This is a genomic window from Klebsiella sp. WP4-W18-ESBL-05, assembly GCF_014169075.1.
Classification (GTDB): domain Bacteria; phylum Pseudomonadota; class Gammaproteobacteria; order Enterobacterales; family Enterobacteriaceae; genus Kluyvera; species Kluyvera ascorbata_B.
Window position 1 is genome coordinate 1,095,405 of sequence record NZ_AP022057.1, and the last position, 19,754, is coordinate 1,115,158.

The following is a 19,754-nucleotide window of genomic DNA, read 5'->3' on the forward strand; positions in this document are numbered from 1 at the left end:
AGACGATGATGAAAAACAGTTTTAAAGAGGCGCTGAAGGCTGGCCGCCCGCAGATCGGCCTGTGGCTGGGTTTGTCGAGCAGCTATAGCGCTGAACTGCTGGCGGGGGCCGGTTTTGACTGGCTGCTGATTGACGGCGAACATGCGCCGAACAATGTGCTGACGGTGCTGACGCAGCTGCAGGCGATTGCACCCTATCCCAGCCAGCCGGTGGTGCGCCCGTCGTGGAACGATGCGGTGCAGATAAAACAACTGCTGGATGTGGGTACGCAAAATCTGCTGGTGCCGATGGTGCAAAACGCTGAAGAAGCGCGCGCCGCCGTAGCCGCAACGCGTTACCCGCCACAGGGGATTCGCGGCGTTGGCAGCGCGCTGGCGCGGGCGTCGCGTTGGAACCGTATTCCGGACTATCTCCGGCAGGCCAATGACGCCATGTGCGTGCTGGTGCAAATCGAAACCCGCGAGGCGATGAGCAATCTGGCGCAAATCCTCGACGTTGACGGCGTGGACGGCGTGTTTATCGGCCCGGCGGATCTCAGCGCTGATATGGGCTTTGCCGGAAACCCGCAGCATCCGCAAGTGCAGGAAGCCATCGAGAAAGCCATTGTGCAGATCCGCGCGGCGGGCAAAGCGCCGGGCATTCTGATGGCCAATGAAACGCTGGCGAAACGCTATCTGGAGCTGGGCGCGCTGTTTGTCGCCGTCGGCGTCGATACGACCCTGCTGGCGCGCGGCGCGGAGGCGCTAGCGGCGCGCTTTGGGGCGGAGAAAACCTCGCTGGGTTCGTCCGGCGTGTATTAACCCCTGCCGGAGGGCGCTGCGCCTATCCGGCCTACCCGTAGGCCCGGCAAGCGAAGCGCCCCGGGCAAAACCGGCTTTACCCTACGCAAATTCCCATCAGAGGAAAGGATAATGAGCGATACATCACCTGCCATCCCGCAACAAGATAATCCTGCCGAACAGCACAAGCAGCTGACGGCGGGGCAGCAGACGGTGATCAACAAGCTGTTTCGTCGTCTGGTGCTGTTTCTTTTCGTGCTGTTTATTTTCTCATTTTTAGACCGGATTAATATTGGTTTTGCCGGGCTGACGATGGGGGCGGATCTCGGCCTGAACGCGACCATGTTCGGCCTTGCCACCACGCTGTTTTACGCGACCTATGTGATTTTCGGCATTCCCAGCAACATTATGCTGAGCATTGTCGGGGCCAGGCGCTGGATTGCCACCATCATGGTGCTTTGGGGACTGGCGTCGACCGCCACCCTGTTTGCCGTCGGGCCAAAAAGCCTCTACGTGCTGCGTATGCTGGTCGGGATTACCGAAGCCGGATTTCTGCCGGGCATTCTGCTCTACCTGACCTACTGGTTCCCGGCCTTTTTCCGCGCGCGCGCCAACGCGTTGTTTATGATTGCGATGCCGGTGACAACGGCGCTGGGGTCGATTGTCTCCGGCTATATTCTGTCGATGGACGGCCTGCTGAATTTACACGGCTGGCAGTGGCTGTTCCTGCTGGAAGGATTCCCGTCCGTGCTGCTGGGCATTATGGTCTGGTACTGGCTGGACGACTCCCCGGCGAAGGCCAAATGGCTGACCGACGAGGATAAAAAATGCCTCCAGCAAATGATGGATAACGACCATCTGACGCTGGTGCAGCCGGAGGGGGCCATTAGCCACCATGCCATGCAGCAGCGTAGCCTGTGGCGCGAGGTGTTTACGCCGATTGTGCTGATGTATACCCTGGCTTATTTCTGCCTGACCAATACCCTGAGCGCGATCAGCATCTGGACGCCGCAGATCCTGAAAAGCTTTAACGAGGGCAGCAGCAATATCACCATCGGCCTGCTGGCCGCGGTGCCGCAAATTTGTACTATTCTCGGCATGATCTACTGGAGCCGTCATTCCGACAAGCATCAGGAGCGCAAGCACCACACCGCGCTGCCGTTTCTGTTCGCCGCCGCCGGCTGGCTGCTGGCCTCCGCCACCGATCATAGCCTGATCCAGCTCCTGGGGATCGTGATGGCGTCGACCGGCTCGTTTAGCGCGATGGCGATCTTCTGGACCACGCCGGATCAATCCATCAGCCTGCGCGCCCGCGCGATTGGCATTGCGGTGATCAATGCCACCGGCAATATCGGCTCGGCGTTGAGCCCGTTTATGATCGGCTGGCTGAAAGACATCACCGGCAGCTTTAACAGCGGCCTGTGGTTTGTTGCCGCGCTGTTGGTGGTGGGGGCGGTGATTATCTGGCTGATTCCGATGAAATCGTCACGTCCGCGCGCTACGCCGTAGGGGCTGAAAATGTGCGAGAACCTGATTTATAACATTGATATCAGCAGTGAATATGATGAAAGCCTGGGCACGGATGATGTGCACTATCAGTCTTTTGCGCGGATGGCGGCTTTTTTTGGCCGCGATATGCAGGCGCATCGCCACGAGCGCTATTTTCAGATGCATTTTCTGCTTACCGGGCAAATTGAGCTTCAGCTGGACGATCACCGCTACTCCGTTGAAGCGCCGCTGTTTGTGCTGACGCCGCCATCGGTGCCGCACGCTTTTATTACCGAATCGGACGCGGATGGCCACGTGCTCACGGTACATGAAAACTTGATCTGGCCGCTGCTGGAAGTGCTTTACCCCGGAACCCGCGAGGCTTTCGGCCTGCCGGGGATCTGCCTGTCGCTGGCGGATAAGCCTGAGGAACTGGCGGCGCTGGAACACTACTGGCGGCTGATTGAGCGTGAATCGCTGGCACAGCTACCCGGGCGAGAGCACACCCTGACGCTGCTGGCGCAGGCCGTTTTTACTCTGCTGCTGCGTAATGCGCCGCTCGACGACCATGCAGCCAGTGGGATACGCGGGGAGCTTAAGCTGTTCCAGCGGTTTAATTTGATGATTGACGGCCATTTTCATCAGCACTGGACCGTGCCGGACTATGCGGCGGAACTGCATATTACCGAATCGAGGTTGACCGATATCTGCCGGCGCTTTGCTAACCGCCCGCCAAAGCGACTGATTTTTGACCGTCAGCTGCGTGAAGCGAAACGGCTGTTGCTGTTTTCCGACAATGCGGTGAATAACATTGCCTGGCAGCTAGGGTTTAAAGATCCCGCTTATTTTGCCCGCTTTTTTAATCGGTTAGTCGGCTGCTCGCCGAGCGCGTTTCGCGCGCAGAAAGTACCGGTGTCGTAGTTGCCCCTCACCCTAACCCTCTCCCCATCGGGGAGAGGGGACCGACCGTGCGGTTTTTACCTACAGCGCCGCCGGGAACAGCACTAAACCCTACCCAGATCACAGAACCAAACCCCGCCTGAAAAGTACCTGCCGTTGACCTAAAAGTCTCTTCACCGATCCTCGCTTAGACGCTTCAATTAACACACAAAAACAAAACATAAATTTAACAAATCCGACGAAGACTGGAGTGTACCCTTATGAAACCTGAAGATTTCCGTGCAGATGCCAAACGCCCGTTAACCGGCGAAGAGTACCTGAAGAGCCTGCAGGATGGCCGTGAGATCTACATCTACGGCGAGCGTGTCAAAGACGTGACCACGCATCCGGCTTTCCGCAATGCGGCGGCATCCGTCGCCCAGCTGTACGATGCGCTGCACAAACCCGAAATGCAGGACAAACTGTGCTGGAACACCGATACCGGCAGCGGTGGTTACACCCATAAATTCTTCCGCGTGGCAAAAAGCGCCGACGATCTGCGCCAGCAGCGCGATGCGATTGCCGAGTGGTCGCGCCTGAGCTACGGCTGGATGGGCCGCACCCCGGACTATAAAGCGGCCTTTGGCAGCGCGCTGGGCGCTAACCCGGCGTTTTACGGCCAGTTTGAGCAGAATGCGCGCAACTGGTACACCCGCATTCAGGAAACTGGCCTGTACTTTAACCATGCTATCGTTAACCCGCCGATCGACCGCCATAAGCCGGCTGACGAAGTGAAAGATGTTTACATCAAGCTGGAAAAAGAGACCGACGCCGGGATTATCGTCAGCGGCGCGAAAGTGGTGGCGACCAACTCCGCGCTGACCCACTACAACATGATTGGCTTTGGCTCCGCACAGGTGATGGGCGAAAACCCGGACTTTGCGCTGATGTTCGTGGCGCCAATGGATGCCGAAGGGGTGAAGCTGATTTCGCGCGCCTCCTACGAGCTGGTTGCCGGGGCGACCGGTTCGCCTTACGACTACCCGCTCTCCAGCCGTTTTGATGAAAACGACGCGATCCTGGTGATGGATAAAGTGCTGATCCCGTGGGAAAACGTGCTGATTTACCGTGACTTCGATCGCTGTCGTCGCTGGACGATGGAAGGCGGTTTCGCCCGTATGTACCCGCTGCAAGCGTGCGTGCGTCTGGCGGTGAAGCTCGACTTTATCACCGGCCTGCTGAAAAAATCGCTGGAGTGCACCGGTACCTCTGAATTCCGCGGCGTACAGGCGGATCTCGGCGAGGTAGTCGCGTGGCGCAATATGTTCTGGGCGCTGAGTGACTCTATGTGCTCAGAAGCCACGCCGTGGGTCAACGGCGCGTATCTGCCGGATCACGCGGCGCTGCAAACCTACCGCGTCATGGCGCCGATGGCCTATGCCAAAATCAAAAACATCATCGAGCGTAACGTCACCAGCGGCCTGATCTATCTGCCGTCGAGCGCGCGGGATCTGAATAATCCGCAGATCGACCAGTACCTTGCGAAATACGTGCGCGGATCTAACGGTATGGATCACGTTGAACGTATCAAGATCCTCAAATTGATGTGGGACGCCATCGGCAGCGAGTTCGGTGGCCGTCACGAGCTGTATGAAATTAACTACTCCGGTAGCCAGGATGAGATTCGCCTGCAGTGTCTGCGTCAGGCGCAGACCTCCGGCAACATGGACAAAATGATGGCGATGGTCGATCGCTGCCTGTCTGAATACGATCAGAACGGCTGGACCGTGCCACACCTGCACAATAACGCTGATATTAATCTGCTGGATAAGCTGCTGAAGTAATTCGCAGCGGGAGGTCACAATGCAATTAGATGAACAACGCCTGCGTTTTCGCGATGCCATGGCCAGCCTGTCGGCCGCCGTTAACGTCGTGACTACCGAGGGGGAGGCCGGTCGCTGTGGTATCACCGCCACTGCCGTCTGTTCGGTCACGGACACGCCGCCGTCGGTGATGGTGTGCATTAATGCTAACAGCGCCATGAACCCGGTATTTCAGGGCAACGGCAGGCTGTGCGTTAACGTGCTCAATCACGAGCAGGAGATCATGGCGCGCCATTTTGCCGGTATGACCGGCATGGCGATGGACGAACGCTTTGGTCTGGCCGGCTGGCAGCGTGGCCCGCTGGCACAGCCGGTGCTGAAGGGCGCGCTGGCGAGCCTGGAAGGAGAAATTCGCCAGGTGCAGACCATCGGTAGCCATCTGGTTTATCTGGTGGAAATTCAACATATTGCATTGGCCGAAGAAGAAGGGCACGGGCTTATTTATTTCAAACGCCGTTTTCATCCGGTGATGATGGAGGCGGATGCACTGGCATAAGCATTTGTGACTCTTATATATCCCGGCGGGTGGCAGATAATGCCACCCGTTTTTTTTACATTATGTGAAGGAGAACACTGTTTATTGTCAAAAATAGGGTATGCCGGTCTGACCAGAAAAACAAAAATATTTCTTGAGTATGATGGCTAATATTAATAGACCAGAGTAAAAGCGCTTTGGTTTTTACTTATCTTTATGAATAGATACATTTTTTAACTGCATTAATGCTTCACCGATCATTTCCTCTGCTTTCTGGCGGGCAAATTTGATAAGCGCATCTTTACTAAATGGGGCATCGCAGTGATGGCAACGCATTGGATGTTGATCTTCTGCGTTTTTAATTTTATCAATGTTAGTCATTTCCGTGATACCGGCGCATTTTGGGCACAAATATTGAATTGAAATCACAGGCTCGGCTCCTTTATTCTTGTTATAAAATAATGCAGGCGCACGAATCGTTAAAGTCTTAGGGGCGATTAAATAACAAGTCATTATGTTTTGGTTGACGCGATGATTAATTATTGAGCAATTTATCAACCGAATGCACCAAGGGAGAAGTGTGAATGACAATGGCGAAGCCGTCCGTGCAGCAGAATCAGAGGGATGACGGCAAACTGGCCGATCTCCTCAATCATAACACCGACTGGGTGTGGGAAGTGGATGCGCAGGGGCGCTATGTGTGGGTCTCCGAGGTGGTGACCCACCTGCTTGGCTATCGGCCTGAAGAGGTGCTGGGACGTACGCCGCTCGATTTCATTGCGCCCGTTGAGCGGGAGAGACTAACGGCAACGTTAAGCGATATTTTTGCGTCACAAAAGCCCTTCTCAGGCCTGATTAACCGCAATCAGCGGGCGGATGGCAGTATCGTGATTATTGAAACCAGCGGGATGCCGCTGTTTGATGACCAGGGCAAGCTCACCGGCTATCGCGGTATCGATCGCGACATCTCCCGGCTGGGCGAACGCGTGCTGCAGCTCGAATCACTGTATCAGAATACGCCGTTGGCGCTGTGCGTGGTTGACCGTAACGGCATGCTGACGAAAGCCAATCGCGCGATGGGGGCGCTGCTCTGTGCGCCGGAAGAGGCGCTGATCGGCACGAATCTCAGCGCATTTATGCCGGAAGGGTATCAGCTGTTGCAGCAGGATCTTATGCAGCTTGACGCCGGTGAGGCGATTTCCAGTAAAGAGGTGTTGTTCCGGGGCCGCTATTTCTACATTAAACCCATGGCGGTGAACGATGCGGATGGCAACGTGGTGGGCGTCTCTCTGGCGTGGATGGACATTACTGACCGCAAGCTGGCGGAGCAGCAGCTGGCGCGTGCCAACCAGACGCTGTTGCAATACGCCGAGCGCGATCATCTGACCGGCCTGTTCAACCGTCGCTATATGGACGCCCGGCTCAGCGATGAAATCACCCGTGCGCAGCGAGAAGGCACCACGCTGTCGCTGTGTATGGCGGATATCGACTTTTTCAAACGCTATAACGACACCTACGGCCATCAGGCCGGAGACCGGGTACTGCAAGCCGTCGCCGAAGCGCTGAAGGGCGGTCTGCGGCCCGATGGCTGCGTCAGCCGCTACGGCGGTGAAGAGTTTCTGATTATGTTGCCGAATACCACGCGAGAAAGCGCACAGGCGGTGGCCGAGCGGCTGCGTGAGCGGGTTATGGCGCTGGCCATCGATCACAAAACCAGCCCGATTGGCGGGGTGCTGACCATTAGCTTCGGCGTCATGACCTGGGACTCTCCGCAGTTTGTCTGCAGCATTCAGCAAATTGCGGATATTGCCGCCGAGCTAATCAGCAGCAGCGATACGGCGTTGTACCGGGCCAAACAGCAGGGGAGGAACCGGGTGGCGGTGGCATAAGCCGCGAGAGCCATGCGCGCAAAGACATCGGCGATGTGTGCATCCACAGTTGATTCATCACAAGGCGGATGCCGGGTAGCCCTCTTTATAATCAGGGCTACCCCTCTACTGATGGTATGAAAATATGGCTTATCAACTCAACCTTAACTGGCCGGAGTTTCTGGAAAAATACTGGCAGAAGCAGCCGGTAGTGTTAAAAAATGCGTTCCCGAATTTTGTCGACCCGATTACGCCTGACGAGCTGGCCGGTCTGGCCATGGAAATGGAAGTCGACAGCCGACTGGTGAGCCATATTGACGGCAAATGGCAGGCGAGTAACGGCCCGTTTGAAGATTTTGACCACCTGGGGGAGAAAAACTGGTCGCTGCTGGCGCAGGCGGTCAACCACTGGCACGAGCCTTCTGCCGAGCTGGTACGCCCGTTCCGCGCGCTGCCGGACTGGCGGCTGGACGACCTTATGATCTCCTTCTCGGTGCCGGGCGGCGGCGTTGGGCCGCACATCGACCCGTACGATGTGTTTATCATTCAGGGGATGGGGCGCCGTCGCTGGCGCGTGGGTGATGCGCTGCCGTTAAAACAGCACTGCCCGCATCCGGCCCTGCTGCACGTTGAGCCGTTTACCCCCATTATCGACGTAGAAATGGCGCCGGGCGACATTCTTTATATTCCACCAGGATTCCCGCACGACGGCTATACCTACGAAGACACGCTGAACTACTCCGTCGGCTTCCGCGGGCCGAACGGTCGCGAGCTGATCAGCAGCTTTGCCGACTACGTGCTGGAGAACGATCTGGGCGAGAAATACTACACCGATCCGGATCTCACCTGCCGTGAACACGTGGGTAAAGTGGAAGACCATGAGCTTGAACGTCTGCGCACGATGATGATCGATATGATCCGCCAGCCGAACGATTTTAAACAGTGGTTTGGCAGTTTTGTGACGACGCCGCGCCATGAGCTGGATATTGCCCCTGCGGAGCCTGCGTATACGCCAGAAGAGGTGGCGACGGCGCTGGAAGCGGGAGAAACGCTGCGTCGCCTCAACGGTCTGCGGGTGCTGAATGTCGGCGATAGCGTTTTTATTAATAGCGAGAAGCTGGAAACCTGCGCGCCGCAGGCCGCAGATGCGCTGTGTCGCTATACCGAACTGGATAAATCCCACTTCGGTGAAGCGCTGGCGAACCCGGCGTTTATTGCTGAGCTGACGGATTTGATTAACCAGGGCTACTGGTTCTTCGACGAGTAAGCCCAGGCTTTCGGGGGGGGGGAGGGGAGGACCCTCACCCCGAAAGAGAGATATAACCATTCACTAAATTGCTGTTCATCAAACAGAGCTGAATAGCGCCCGCACGCTCGGCAGTGTAATGCAGGATACCCCAGTCTATATTGGCCAGTTGGCATCTGCCGATGTAGATATCGGTAGTCCTGAATTACGGCAGCTGAATGTCTTACCAGTATTAATAAATAAAGTTGACGCAGCCCACCAACGATTTTGGTAGGTTGCTGACTTTACCTTATTGCTCATGGCTGGATGTGTGAACAGCCGCACATAAAAAAACCTTTCTGAATGTAAATTAACAAACCTTTATATAACTGAACGGAACTCGCTATGAAAATAAAGGCACTGACTGCCGGTATTCTACTCGCATTACCTTTTTGGGTTTGTGCGAAGAATGTGACTATTTATTATACCAATGACCTCCATGCTCATGTTTCTCCAGGAAAAATTCCTGCCGTTGACAAGGCGCGTGCAGTAGGTGGTTTTGCTAATATTGCGACCCTCGTTAATGATGCCAGGAAAGAAAGTAAAGATGTATTTTTCTTTGATGCGGGAGACTATTTTACTGGGCCCTATATCAGTACCCTGACCAAAGGTGAAGCAATTATTGATATAATGAATACAATGCCTTTTGATGCGGTATCAGTGGGCAACCACGAATTTGATCATGGCGTTGATAACATGGTTAAGCAGTTATCAAAAGCGAACTTTCCCATTTTACTGGGGAATGTATTCTATACGAATAGTGACAAGCCGGTCTGGAATAAACCCTGGACGATTGTCGAAAAAGATGGCATAAAAATTGGCGTAATAGGGGTGCATCAAAAATTTGCATTTTATGATACGGTCGCGGCTAAGGCCTATGCTGGCTCGGAAGCTCGTGATGAAAGGCCTTATATCCAAAAAGGGCTTGATGAATTAAAAGGTAAGGTTGATATCATTGTACTGCTTATCCACGAAGGGACACCAGCGCGCCAATCCAGTTATGGAAGTAAAGACGTAGCCAGAATGCTGCAAGCCGATATCGATACCGCAAAGAAATTTGAAGGTATCGATGTGCTAATCACAGGACACGCTCATGTGGGCACTCCCGAACCCATTAAAGTCAATAACACGCTGGTTGTGTCAACGGATGCGTATGGTACCGATGTTGGTAAGTTAGTGTTGGATTTTAACCCTCAGACGAAAAAAATTGATGGCTACAGCGGTAAATTAATCACCGTGTTTGCTGATGAATATAAACCCGATCCAAAAGTGCAAGCTAAGATTGATGAGTGGAATACTAAGTTAAAAAACATCACTGACCAGATTATTGGGTCGGCAACCGCGCCATTCACTCGTGCTTATGGGGAATCATCGCCCGTTGGTAACTTAGTTCTCGATGCTATGATGGCTAAAGCACCGGATGCTGTCGCAGGATTCCAAAACAGTGGCGGCATGCGCGCTGATTTTCCACAAGGAAATTTAAAGTACGGTGATATTATTACAACCTTCCCGTTTAATAACGAACTGGTTGAAATGGATCTGACTGGAAAAGATCTCATCAATTTAATGATTCATGCAACCAACCTCACCAATGGTGTTTTGCAAGTGTCAAAAAATGTGCATGTTGAATATGATAGCAAAAAACCTCTTGGCGATCGGTTGATTAAATTTACTATTAATAATCAACCTATAGAATCAACGAAAACTTATCGAGTTGTCACACACTCATTTTGTGCGACTGGCGGCGATGGTTTTGAGTCATTTTTAAATGGAAAAAATGTAAAAACAATTAGCGGCACGACCTCTGCAGAGTCAATCATTGATTATGTCAAAACGTATAGCCCCGTAAAACCCGATCTTGAAAAGAGGGTGACGGATGTGAGTTCATTAAAGTAATACTGGCTTGGTGATAAAAATATAATATGAAGGGAAAATAGAAGCTTATTTTTTATCTTTCTTTTATTTAAATGTCCTATGATATGTTTGTGGGGCAATATCCCATCAATCCTGTAATAATGGGATATCAATAATTTAATTATTGTCTTTCTTTCAATTTTGATGATGCAATCCATTCTATGGATTGCATCGTTTGCTTGAGTCGATCGTCGTTGGCCGTTTTGCAATTTACACACAATCGTTGTATAACTGCCTTCTGATTTGGATGTTTAGATGTCCATACGTTTAGAAGGTAATAATGCAAAACACAACACAACAACAAGGTGGGCAGCTCAAGCGCACCATGAAAACCCGCCACCTGATTATGCTGTCGCTGGGTGGCGTGATTGGCACAGGGCTTTTTTTTAATACCGGCTATATCATCTCGACGACCGGCGCGGCAGGTACGCTGCTGGCCTATCTTATTGGCGCGCTGGTGGTCTGGCTGGTGATGCAGTGCCTCGGTGAGCTGTCGGTGGCCATGCCGGAAACGGGCGCGTTTCACCTTTACGCGTCGCGCTATCTTGGCCCGGCAACCGGCTACACCGTTGCCTGGCTCTACTGGCTGACGTGGACGGTTGCGCTGGGTTCCAGCTTTACCGCCGCCGGGTTCTGTATGCAGTACTGGTTCCCCCTGGTGCCGGTGTGGATCTGGTGCCTGCTGTTCTGCGTGCTGATTTTCGGCCTTAACGTTATCTCGACCCGCTTCTTTGCCGAAGGTGAATTCTGGTTCTCGCTGGTGAAGGTGATTACCATCATCGCGTTTATCGTACTGGGCGGCGCGGCTATCTTTGGGTTTATCCCGATGCAGGACGGTTCACCCGCGCCGGGGCTGCATAACCTCACCGCCGAGGGCTGGTTCCCGCACGGCGGGCTTCCGATTCTGATGACCATGGTAGCCGTCAACTTTGCTTTTTCCGGCACCGAGCTTATCGGTATCGCCGCCGGGGAAACCGAGAACCCGCACAAAGTGATCCCGGTGGCGATTCGCACCACCATCGCGCGGTTAATTATTTTCTTTATCGGCACCGTATTCGTGCTGGCCGCGCTGATCCCGATGCAGCAGGCAGGGGTCGAAAAAAGCCCATTCGTGCTGGTATTTGAGAAAGTGGGTATTCCTTACGCAGCGGATATCTTCAACTTCGTGATCCTGACGGCGATTCTGTCGGCGGCCAACTCCGGCCTGTACGCGTCCGGGCGGATGCTGTGGTCGCTGTCCAACGAACGGACGCTGCCGCGCTGCTTCTCGCGGGTGACGCAAAACGGCGTGCCGCTGGTGGCGCTGTCGGTGAGTATGCTCGGCGGCCTGCTGGCGCTGTTCTCCAGCATTGTCGCGCCGGATACTGTGTTTGTGGCGCTGTCGGCGATTTCCGGTTTTGCGGTGGTGGCGGTATGGATTAGCATCTGCGCCTCACACTTTGTTTTCCGCCGCCGTCACTTACAGCAGGGCAAAGCGCTGAGCGAGCTCCACTATCGCGCGCCGTGGTACCCCGCGGTACCGGTGCTCGGGTTTGTGCTCTGCGTCGTGGCCTGTCTGGGGCTGGCCTTTGACCCGTCGCAGCGTATTGCGCTGTGGTGCGGGATTCCATTTGTGGCGCTGTGCTATGGTGCCTATTACTTAACGCGTTCACGTCAGACCCAACAGGAGCCGCAGCATGCCGCTGAATAATCCGTTAACCGCCATTCTGAGCGATCGCCCGTTTGTACTGCTCGATGGTGCAATGGCCACCGAACTGGAGGCGCGCGGATGCGACCTCGCAGACAGCCTGTGGTCGGCAAAAGTGCTGATGGAAAACCCGCAGCTGATTTATGACGTACACCTCGACTACTTCCGCGCCGGGGCGCAGGTGGCCATCACCGCCAGCTACCAGGCTACGCCGGATGGCTTTGCCGCTCGCGGGCTGGATGAAAGCCAGTCGCGGGCGCTGATTGCCAAAAGCGTCGAGCTGGCGCGCCAGGCACGCGATGCCTATCAGGCTGAAGATCCGACGGCGAAAGGGCTGCTGATTGCCGGTTCCGTTGGGCCTTACGGTGCTTATCTGGCGGACGGTTCGGAGTACCGCGGTGATTATCAGCGCAGTGCCCAGGTATTCCAGGACTTCCACCGCCCGCGCGTTGAGGCGTTGCTGGAGGCGGGCGTTGACCTGCTGGCCTGTGAAACGTTGCCATCGTTTGACGAGATTCGCGCTCTGGCGCAGCTGCTGGCGGAGTATCCGGTGGCTCAGGCGTGGTTCTCTTTCACCCTGCGCGATGCGCAGCATCTTAGCGACGGCACGCCGATACGTGACGTGATTGCGCTGCTGGCGGACTATCCGCAAATTCTGGCGGTAGGTATTAACTGCATCGCGCTGGAAAACACCGTTGATGCGCTGGAATACCTGCACAGCCAGACGCCGTTGCCGCTGGTGGTCTACCCGAATTCAGGTGAGCACTACGATGCGGTGAGCAAAACCTGGCATCACCACGGCGAGGCCTGCGCCACGCTGGAAGGCTACCTGCCGCAGTGGCTGGCCGCGGGAGCGAAGCTGATTGGCGGGTGCTGTCGCACCACGCCAAAAGATATTGCGGCGCTGAAAGCCCATTGCTGAACTGAGTACACGTAGGCCTGATAAGCGCAGCGCCATCAGGCGCTCCGGCGCAGATAGCCGGATGGCGGCATAGCCTTATCCGGCCTACATGACCACAGTGAATCCCGCCTACAAACTATCCTTTGCCATTTTTCTTCTAAAAACGAATTGGAATTAACAAGCATTTTTAATTCCTTTATCAAACACCCCACGCCAATAAATACTGCCCATATAACAAGACATGGGAGCAGGACATTATGGCAATCGCATCGCGTTTCACCGTTATCGCCGCTACGCTGGCACTGTTGGCCTTCCAGGCGCAGGCCGTGGACGTCACCATCGCTTATCAAACCTCCGCCGAGCCCGCCAAAGTGGCGCAGGCGGACAACACCTTCGAAAAACTGAGCGGCGCGAAGCCGGACTGGCGCAAGTTTGACAGCGGCGCCAGCATCGTCCGCGCGCTGGCCTCCGGCGACGTACAGATTGGCAACCTCGGCTCCAGCCCGCTGGCGGTCGCCGCGAGCCAGCAGGTACCGATTGAGGTGTTCCTGCTGGCCTCAAAGCTGGGCAATTCTGAAGCGCTGGTGGTGAAAAAGGGGATAACGAAGCCGGAAGATCTGATCGGTAAACGCATCGCCGTGCCGTTTATTTCTACCACCCACTACAGCCTGCTGGCGGCGCTCAAACACTGGGGCATCAAGCCTGGTCAGGTACAAATTCTCAACCTCCAGCCGCCGGCGATTATTGCCGCCTGGCAACGTGGCGACATTGACGGCGCCTACGTGTGGGCACCGGCGGTGAATGCGCTGGAAAAAGACGGCACCGTGTTGACCGACTCGTCGCAGGTCGGCGAGTGGGGCGCGCCGACGCTTGACGTGTGGGTGGTGCGCAAAGATTTTGCTGAGAAACACCCGGACGTGGTGAAGGCTTTCGCCAAAAGCGCGATTGACGCCCAGCGCGGCTATATCGATAACCCAGAACAATGGCTGGCGCAGCCGGACAATATCAACAAGCTGGCGCGTTTGAGCGGCGTACCGGCATCGGACGTACCGGGGCTGGTGAAGGGGAATACCTATCTGACCGCTGAACAGCAGGCGCAGGCGCTGAATGGCCCGGTCAACAAAGCCATCGTCGACACCGCGCAGTTCCTCAAAGAGCAGGGCAAAGTCCCGGCGGTGGCGGGCGATTATCGCCAGTATGTGACCGACCGTTTTGTGAAGTAAGGAGGCCATGATGCTGCAAATCTCGCATCTCAGCGCCGAGTACGGCGGCAAACCGGCGCTGGAGGATATCGATCTCACGCTGGACAGCGGGGAGCTGCTGGTCGTGCTCGGCCCGTCCGGCTGCGGCAAAACGACGCTGCTGAACCTGATTGCCGGATTCGTGCCGTATCAGCACGGCAGCATCATCCTCGACGGAAAACGCGTGAGCGGGCCGGGAGCCGATCGCGGTGTGGTCTTTCAGAATGAGGGCCTTCTCCCGTGGCGCAATGTGCAGGATAACGTCGCATTAGGGCTACAGCTGGCAGGCGTTAACAAAGAGGCACGCCGCGAGACGGCGGCGCAGATGCTGAAAAAGGTCGGGCTGGAAGGCGCGGAAAAACGCTTTATCTGGCAGCTCTCCGGCGGCCAGCGTCAGCGCGTTGGCATAGCCCGGGCGCTGGCCGCCAACCCACAGCTGCTGCTGTTGGATGAGCCGTTCGGCGCGCTTGACGCCTTTACCCGCGAGCAGATGCAGACGTTGCTGCTGCGGCTGTGGCATGAGACGGGTAAGAAAGTGCTGCTGATTACCCACGATATTGAAGAAGCGGTGTTTATGGCAACCGAGCTGGTTCTGCTGTCGCCGGGGCCGGGTCGCGTGCTGGAACGTTTGCCGCTCGACTTCGCCCGCCGCTTTGTGGCCGGTGAATCCTGCCGCAGCATTAAATCCGACCCGCGGTTTATTGAACAGCGCGAGTACGTGCTGAGCCGGGTGTTTGAACAACGGGAGGCCTTCTCATGAGCGTGGTGATTAACGATAAACCGCGCCAGCGCGCGCTGGCGCTACGCTGGCCGTTTTCGCGCCATCTGACCCTGAGCGTGCTCACCCTGGCGGTGCTGCTGGTGGTGTGGTGGGCGGTGGCGGCCGCGCAGCTGATAAGCCCGCTGTTTCTGCCATCGCCCGTACAGGTACTGACTAAGCTGCTGACCATCGCCAGCCCGCAGGGCTTTATGGACGCCACGCTGTGGCAGCATCTGGCGGCAAGCCTGGGACGGATTCTGGTGGCCCTGCTGGCGGCAACGATCGTCGGGATCCCGGTGGGCATCGCGATGGGATTAAGCCCGACCGTACGCGGGATCCTCGATCCGATTATCGAACTGTATCGCCCGGTGCCGCCGCTGGCCTATCTGCCGCTGATGGTTATCTGGTTTGGTATTGGCGAAACGTCGAAAATCTTACTGATTTATCTGGCTATTTTCGCACCGGTCGCTATGTCGGCGCTGGCGGGAGTGAAGAGTGCGCAGCAGGTGCGTATCCGCGCCGCGCAGTCGCTGGGCGCCAGCCGCGCGCAGGTGCTGTGGTGGGTGATTTTACCGGGGGCACTGCCGGAAATATTAACCGGCCTGCGCATTGGTTTAGGCGTTGGCTGGTCGACGCTGGTGGCCGCCGAGCTTATTGCCGCCACCCGCGGCCTGGGCTTTATGGTGCAATCCGCCGGGGAGTTTTTAGCGACCGATGTGGTGCTGGCAGGTATTGCCGTTATTGCAATAATCGCTTTTGGTCTGGAACTGGGTCTGCGTGCGCTTCAGCGTCGCCTGACCCCCTGGCATGGAGAAGTACAATGAGTGAACGTCTGGCGATAACCCCGCTGGGGCCTTACATCGGCGCGCAGGTTTCCGGTGCGGATCTTACCCGCCCGCTGAGCGACAATCAGTTTGAACAGCTGTACCACGCCGTGCTGCGCCATCAGGTAGTCTTTTTGCGCGAGCAGCAGATTACCCCCGAACAGCAGCGCGCGCTGGCCCAGCGTTTCGGTGATTTGCATATTCACCCGGTGTATCCCCATGCGCCGGGCGTGGAAGAGATTATTGTCCTGGATACCCACGACGATAATCCGCCGGATAACGATAACTGGCACACCGACGTCACCTTTATCGAGACGCCGCCTGCCGGGGCGATTCTGGCGGCGAAGGAGCTGCCATCTACCGGCGGCGATACCCTGTGGACCAGCGGCATTGCCGCCTTTGAGGCGCTCTCCGCGCCGCTGCAGGCGTTGCTGAGCGGTCTGCGCGCTGAGCACGACTTCCGTAAATCGTTCCAGGAATACAAATACCGTAAAAACGAAGAGGAGCACCAGCGCTGGCTGGAGGCGGTGGCAAAACACCCACCGCTGCTACACCCGGTGGTGCGCACGCATCCGGTGACCGGCAAGCAGGCGCTGTTCGTTAACGAAGGCTTTACTACCCGAATTGTTGATGTGACGGAGAAAGAGAGCGAGGCGCTGCTGGGCTTCCTGTTTGCCCACGTGACGAAGCCGGAGTTTCAGGTGTGCTGGCGCTGGCAGCCGAACGACGTGGCCATTTGGGATAACCGCGTCACGCAGCATTACGCCAACGCCGATTATCTGCCGCAGCGACGCATTATGCACCGGGCGACCATTCTGGGAGATAAGCCGTTTTATCGTGCGCCGTGAGTTCCTGACAGGCGCCGATTGTCGGCCGGATAAGCGTAGCGCCATCCGGCATAATACGGCACCGTGCCGGATGGCGGCGTAAACGCCCTGTCCGGCCTACAAACCTAAATGCGCGCCGATATACCGCTGATACCGATTCGCCTTCAGATAGGTTAAATCCACCAGCACCAGCCCATCCACGCAGTTGTTAAACGCCGGATCGCTGCCAAAATCGATAAACTGTACGCCGCCGGGTTCACAGACTTCTGAATACTGTTTGTAGAGCGGTGGAATGGCGCAGCCGAGGTTGCCCAGCAGCGATTTCAACCGCGTCAGATCGTCGCTGTAGTCTTCTCCGCCAAACTGCGCCAGCACGTCGGGTAGCGACGCCGGGTAAGGACGGCGCGATTCGGCCAGCGGATGCGTGGCCGGGAACCACAGACGATAAAACGCCACCAGCAGATCGCGCGCCGACGGCGGCAGGCCGCCGGAAATCGATACCGGGCCGAACAGATAGCGATAGTGCGGGTAGCGCGCCAGGTAGGCGCCGATGCCGGACCACAGGTAGTCCAGCCCGCGTCGGCCCCAGTAGCGCGGCTGAATAAAGCTGCGCCCCAGCTCAATGCCGTGCTGGAGAATGTCGTCCATGCGTCGATCGTAGTGGAACAGGCTGTAGCTGTAGATGCCTTCCAGGCCGCGCTTTTCCAGCTGCATCGCGGTGGGCATAAAGCGGTAGGCGCCGACAATTTCCAGATCGTCTTCATCCCACAGAATCAAATGCAGATAGTCATCATCATAGCCGTCCACATCGCGGCGCTTGCCGCTGCCTTCGCCTACGGCACGAAAGGCAATCTCACGCAGCCGGCCCAGCTCGCGCAGCAGCGGCGCCTCTTCCTGGCCGTTGCGCTGCCACAAATAGATGGCCTTACCGTCCGCGGTGCGTCCCAGACATTCCGCCTGGCTCAGTTCACGCTTGAGCAGAGCGCGGGGCTCCGGGCGGGCGATGGCGCTTTCGGTTTTAAACACCCCCGGCAGGCCCTTGCCGAGGCGCTGTACGTGACGGTAGCAGCGCTCGGTCATCTCGCGCGGGGTGGAATGCGCGTTAAACCACTCAGATCCGCTAATTTGTTCGCCGATTGTCACCGGCAGACGGCTGTTACGCCGCCGGAACATCTGCTGCATGAGCAGCAGCAGCGGCAGATTTTTAGACAGCAGTGCGCTGACGTAAAACAGCGCGCTGTTGTGCGCATCAATCCACACGGGCAGCAGCGGGGCGCGGTATTTTGCGGCCAGTTTGATGAATCCCGAGTGCCATTTTTTGTCGCGGATACCGCGAGGCGTCAGGCGCGAAACTTCGCCGGCTGGGAAGAAGATCAGCACGCCGCCGTTGTGCAGCTGGTTGTCCATTTGCTGGAGCGCCGATTTTGCGGTGCGGCCATTGATGTTATCCACCGGGATAAACAGCGAACTCAGCGGCCCAAGATGGGTCAGCATACGATTAGTGACGACTTTAACGTCGCGGCGAACGCGGGAGACGGCATAGAGCAGCGCCAGGCCGTCGAGGGTGCCGGTAGGGTGGTTGGCGATAATCACCAGCGGGCCCTGCTCGGGGATTTGTTCCAGGCTACGTACCGGGATATCGCAGTGGATATTGAGGTGCTCCAGCACCTGCTCGACCGTATCCAGCCCCTTCAGGTGGCGATGGAGGTCGGCGAATTGCTGAAATTCGGCTTCATGCAGCAGCGTACGCAGTATTTTCTTTTGCCAGGGGGCAGGCCTTGCTTCCGGCCACAGGTCGTCGATAACGTTGTCGAGACTAAACATAGCGGCTCCTCCTCTGTCCTGCTGTGACAGTAGAAGCGCGAGATGTCGTTTAGATGGCGGTTTGGTGACGTTTTATGACAAAACGCCCCGCAAAGCGGGGCGTTAAGGGGATTAACGCAGAATTTTCTTTTCGGCTAAATCGAGGGCGAAATAACTAAAGATGAGATCCGCGCCCGCGCGTTTAATGGCGCCAAGGCTTTCGAGGACCACTTTTTCTTCGTCAATGGCGCCAGCCTGGGCGGCGAATTTGATCATCGCGTATTCGCCGCTGACCTGGTAGGCGCCAATCGGCAACTCGGTGCGCTCGCGGATATCGCGCAGGATATCAAGGTATGCGCCAGCCGGTTTGACCATCAGGCAGTCGGCGCCCTGGGCTTCATCCAGCAGAGACTCACGGATCGCCTCGCGGCGGTTCATCGGGTTCATCTGGTAGGTTTTACGGTCGCCCTTCAGCGCGGTACCCGCCGCTTCACGGAACGGGCCGTAGAAAGAAGACGCGAATTTGGTGGAGTAGGACATAATGGCGGTATCGGTAAAGCCCGCCGCGTCCAGCGCCTGGCGAATGGCCTGCACCTGACCGTCCATGGCGGCAGAAGGGGCGATAAAGTCCGCGCCCGCCGCGGCGGCTACGACCGCCTGTTTGCCGAGGTTGGCCAGCGTCAGGTCGTTGTCCACGCCGTGATCGCACAGCACGCCGCAGTGGCCGTGCGATGTGTATTCGCAGAAGCAGGTGTCGGACATGACGATCATTTCCGGCACGGTTTGTTTGCAGATGCGCGACATGCGCGCCACCAGACCGTCTTCTTTCCACGCATCGCTGCCGGTATCGTCGGTATGGTGTGAAATTCCAAAGGTCATCACCGAGCGAATACCGGCGTTAGCAATGCGTTCAATTTCGCGCGCCAGATGTTTTTCTGGAATGCGCATCACGCCCGGCATGGCTTCGATGGCTTTGTAATCGTTGATTTCTTCTTCAACAAAGATCGGCAACACCAGGTCGTTTAAGCTCAGTGTTGTCTCTTCAAACATAGCGCGCAGCGCAGCGGATTTGCGCAGGCGGCGGGGGCGATGGAGTAAGTCTGTCATGGTATGCCTGATGTTTGTGAAACAAGGACGTCT

General features: G+C 56.5%; 17 protein-coding genes and 1 pseudogene. 14 read left to right on the forward strand and 4 right to left on the reverse strand.

The genetic code is table 11. The annotated features are described in order from the left end of the window. Positions 1–8: 8 nt before the first annotated feature. The 5 genes from hpaI (at position 9) to H7R58_RS05275 (ending at position 5,525) form a co-directional block, all read left to right on the forward strand. Positions 9–800, forward strand: coding sequence for a 4-hydroxy-2-oxoheptanedioate aldolase (hpaI, locus tag H7R58_RS05255; RefSeq protein WP_182934788.1), 792 nt, complete (start codon positions 9–11; stop codon positions 798–800). Positions 801–911: 111 nt separating this feature from the next. Further along, positions 912–2,288, forward strand: coding sequence for a 4-hydroxyphenylacetate permease (gene hpaX, locus H7R58_RS05260; protein WP_182934662.1), 1,377 nt, complete (start codon positions 912–914; stop codon positions 2,286–2,288). A 9-nt stretch (positions 2,289–2,297) separates the two neighbouring features. Beyond that, on the forward strand, positions 2,298–3,188 hold the full coding sequence (gene hpaA / locus H7R58_RS05265) for a 4-hydroxyphenylacetate catabolism regulatory protein HpaA (RefSeq protein ID WP_106928133.1): 891 nt from the start codon (positions 2,298–2,300) through the stop codon (positions 3,186–3,188). 239 nt (positions 3,189–3,427) lie between these two features. Next, the gene (gene hpaB, locus H7R58_RS05270; protein WP_182934663.1) at positions 3,428–4,990 is read left to right on the forward strand and encodes a 4-hydroxyphenylacetate 3-monooxygenase, oxygenase component; all 1,563 of its coding nucleotides are present in this window, start codon (positions 3,428–3,430) and stop codon (positions 4,988–4,990) included. A gap of 19 nt (positions 4,991–5,009) precedes the next feature. Further along, positions 5,010–5,525, forward strand: coding sequence for a 4-hydroxyphenylacetate 3-monooxygenase reductase subunit (locus tag H7R58_RS05275; protein ID WP_106928129.1), 516 nt, complete (start codon positions 5,010–5,012; stop codon positions 5,523–5,525). Positions 5,526–5,708: 183 nt separating this feature from the next. On the opposite strand, the gene H7R58_RS05280 is transcribed toward H7R58_RS05275, so the two are convergent. Further along, entirely contained in the window at positions 5,709–6,017 is a 309-nt protein-coding gene (locus H7R58_RS05280; RefSeq protein ID WP_146145723.1) for an ECs_2282 family putative zinc-binding protein, read from the reverse strand. Positions 6,018–6,088: 71 nt separating this feature from the next. Between H7R58_RS05280 and H7R58_RS05285 the strand changes: the two genes are divergently transcribed. Both H7R58_RS05285 and H7R58_RS05290 read left to right on the forward strand, forming a co-directional pair. After that, positions 6,089–7,393, forward strand: coding sequence for a sensor domain-containing diguanylate cyclase (locus H7R58_RS05285; RefSeq protein WP_227674957.1), 1,305 nt, complete (start codon positions 6,089–6,091; stop codon positions 7,391–7,393). Between the two features lie 124 nt (positions 7,394–7,517). Further along, a complete protein-coding gene (locus H7R58_RS05290) occupies positions 7,518–8,639 on the forward strand; it encodes a ribosomal protein uL16 3-hydroxylase (protein ID WP_106928125.1) in 1,122 nt (373 codons plus the stop codon). Positions 8,640–8,692: 53 nt separating this feature from the next. Here H7R58_RS05290 and H7R58_RS25255 read toward each other — a convergent pair. Further along, positions 8,693–8,918: pseudogene (locus tag H7R58_RS25255) on the reverse strand (hypothetical protein); the annotation flags it as partial. A gap of 84 nt (positions 8,919–9,002) precedes the next feature. Here H7R58_RS25255 and H7R58_RS05295 point away from each other — a divergent pair. The 7 genes from H7R58_RS05295 to tauD all read left to right on the forward strand — a co-directional run bounded on the left by H7R58_RS05295 (position 9,003) and on the right by tauD (position 16,832). Further along, on the forward strand, positions 9,003–10,553 hold the full coding sequence (locus H7R58_RS05295; protein ID WP_182929404.1) for a bifunctional metallophosphatase/5'-nucleotidase: 1,551 nt from the start codon (positions 9,003–9,005) through the stop codon (positions 10,551–10,553). A 298-nt stretch (positions 10,554–10,851) separates the two neighbouring features. Beyond that, positions 10,852–12,261, forward strand: coding sequence for an S-methylmethionine permease (gene mmuP, locus H7R58_RS05300; RefSeq protein ID WP_182934664.1), 1,410 nt, complete (start codon positions 10,852–10,854; stop codon positions 12,259–12,261). Continuing rightward, positions 12,248–13,180, forward strand: a complete 933-nt coding sequence (gene mmuM, locus H7R58_RS05305) for a homocysteine S-methyltransferase (protein ID WP_106928119.1) — start codon at positions 12,248–12,250, stop codon at positions 13,178–13,180. The genes mmuP and mmuM overlap by 14 nt, the downstream gene beginning before the upstream one ends. 236 nt (positions 13,181–13,416) lie before the next feature. Next, a complete protein-coding gene (gene tauA, locus H7R58_RS05310) occupies positions 13,417–14,382 on the forward strand; it encodes a taurine ABC transporter substrate-binding protein (protein WP_106928117.1) in 966 nt (321 codons plus the stop codon). A gap of 10 nt (positions 14,383–14,392) precedes the next feature. Further along, entirely contained in the window at positions 14,393–15,160 is a 768-nt protein-coding gene (gene tauB / locus H7R58_RS05315) for a taurine ABC transporter ATP-binding subunit (protein ID WP_106928115.1), read from the forward strand. Continuing rightward, complete coding sequence (gene tauC, locus H7R58_RS05320; RefSeq protein WP_106928113.1) at positions 15,157–15,984, forward strand: taurine ABC transporter permease TauC; 828 nt, start codon at positions 15,157–15,159, stop codon at positions 15,982–15,984. Before tauB ends, tauC begins: the two co-directional genes overlap by 4 nt. Next, positions 15,981–16,832, forward strand: coding sequence for a taurine dioxygenase (tauD, locus tag H7R58_RS05325; RefSeq protein WP_182934665.1), 852 nt, complete (start codon positions 15,981–15,983; stop codon positions 16,830–16,832). The genes tauC and tauD overlap by 4 nt, the downstream gene beginning before the upstream one ends. A 96-nt stretch (positions 16,833–16,928) precedes the next feature. On the opposite strand, the gene H7R58_RS05330 is transcribed toward tauD, so the two are convergent. Both H7R58_RS05330 and hemB read right to left on the reverse strand, forming a co-directional pair. Then, the gene (locus tag H7R58_RS05330; protein ID WP_182929407.1) at positions 16,929–18,635 is read right to left on the reverse strand and encodes a bifunctional ornithine lipid synthase OlsF; all 1,707 of its coding nucleotides are present in this window, start codon (positions 18,633–18,635) and stop codon (positions 16,929–16,931) included. A 111-nt stretch (positions 18,636–18,746) separates the two neighbouring features. Next, positions 18,747–19,721 carry a porphobilinogen synthase gene (gene hemB / locus H7R58_RS05335; RefSeq protein WP_065357864.1) on the reverse strand — a complete coding sequence of 325 codons (975 nt, stop codon included), beginning with the start codon at positions 19,719–19,721 and terminating at the stop codon, positions 18,747–18,749. Positions 19,722–19,754 lie beyond the last annotated feature (33 nt).

Coding starts and splice junctions, on each gene's coding strand:
- hpaI (WP_182934788.1), top strand. CDS start 9: ATGAAAAACAGTTTTAAAGAGGCGCTGAAGGCTGGCCGCCCGCAGATC.
- hpaX (WP_182934662.1), top strand. CDS start 912: ATGAGCGATACATCACCTGCCATCCCGCAACAAGATAATCCTGCCGAA.
- hpaA (WP_106928133.1), top strand. CDS start 2,298: ATGTGCGAGAACCTGATTTATAACATTGATATCAGCAGTGAATATGAT.
- hpaB (WP_182934663.1), top strand. CDS start 3,428: ATGAAACCTGAAGATTTCCGTGCAGATGCCAAACGCCCGTTAACCGGC.
- H7R58_RS05275 (WP_106928129.1), top strand. CDS start 5,010: ATGCAATTAGATGAACAACGCCTGCGTTTTCGCGATGCCATGGCCAGC.
- H7R58_RS05280 (WP_146145723.1), bottom strand. CDS start 6,017: ATGACTTGTTATTTAATCGCCCCTAAGACTTTAACGATTCGTGCGCCT.
- H7R58_RS05285 (WP_227674957.1), top strand. CDS start 6,089: ATGACAATGGCGAAGCCGTCCGTGCAGCAGAATCAGAGGGATGACGGC.
- H7R58_RS05290 (WP_106928125.1), top strand. CDS start 7,518: ATGGCTTATCAACTCAACCTTAACTGGCCGGAGTTTCTGGAAAAATAC.
- H7R58_RS05295 (WP_182929404.1), top strand. CDS start 9,003: ATGAAAATAAAGGCACTGACTGCCGGTATTCTACTCGCATTACCTTTT.
- mmuP (WP_182934664.1), top strand. CDS start 10,852: ATGCAAAACACAACACAACAACAAGGTGGGCAGCTCAAGCGCACCATG.
- mmuM (WP_106928119.1), top strand. CDS start 12,248: ATGCCGCTGAATAATCCGTTAACCGCCATTCTGAGCGATCGCCCGTTT.
- tauA (WP_106928117.1), top strand. CDS start 13,417: ATGGCAATCGCATCGCGTTTCACCGTTATCGCCGCTACGCTGGCACTG.
- tauB (WP_106928115.1), top strand. CDS start 14,393: ATGCTGCAAATCTCGCATCTCAGCGCCGAGTACGGCGGCAAACCGGCG.
- tauC (WP_106928113.1), top strand. CDS start 15,157: ATGAGCGTGGTGATTAACGATAAACCGCGCCAGCGCGCGCTGGCGCTA.
- tauD (WP_182934665.1), top strand. CDS start 15,981: ATGAGTGAACGTCTGGCGATAACCCCGCTGGGGCCTTACATCGGCGCG.
- H7R58_RS05330 (WP_182929407.1), bottom strand. CDS start 18,635: ATGTTTAGTCTCGACAACGTTATCGACGACCTGTGGCCGGAAGCAAGG.
- hemB (WP_065357864.1), bottom strand. CDS start 19,721: ATGACAGACTTACTCCATCGCCCCCGCCGCCTGCGCAAATCCGCTGCG.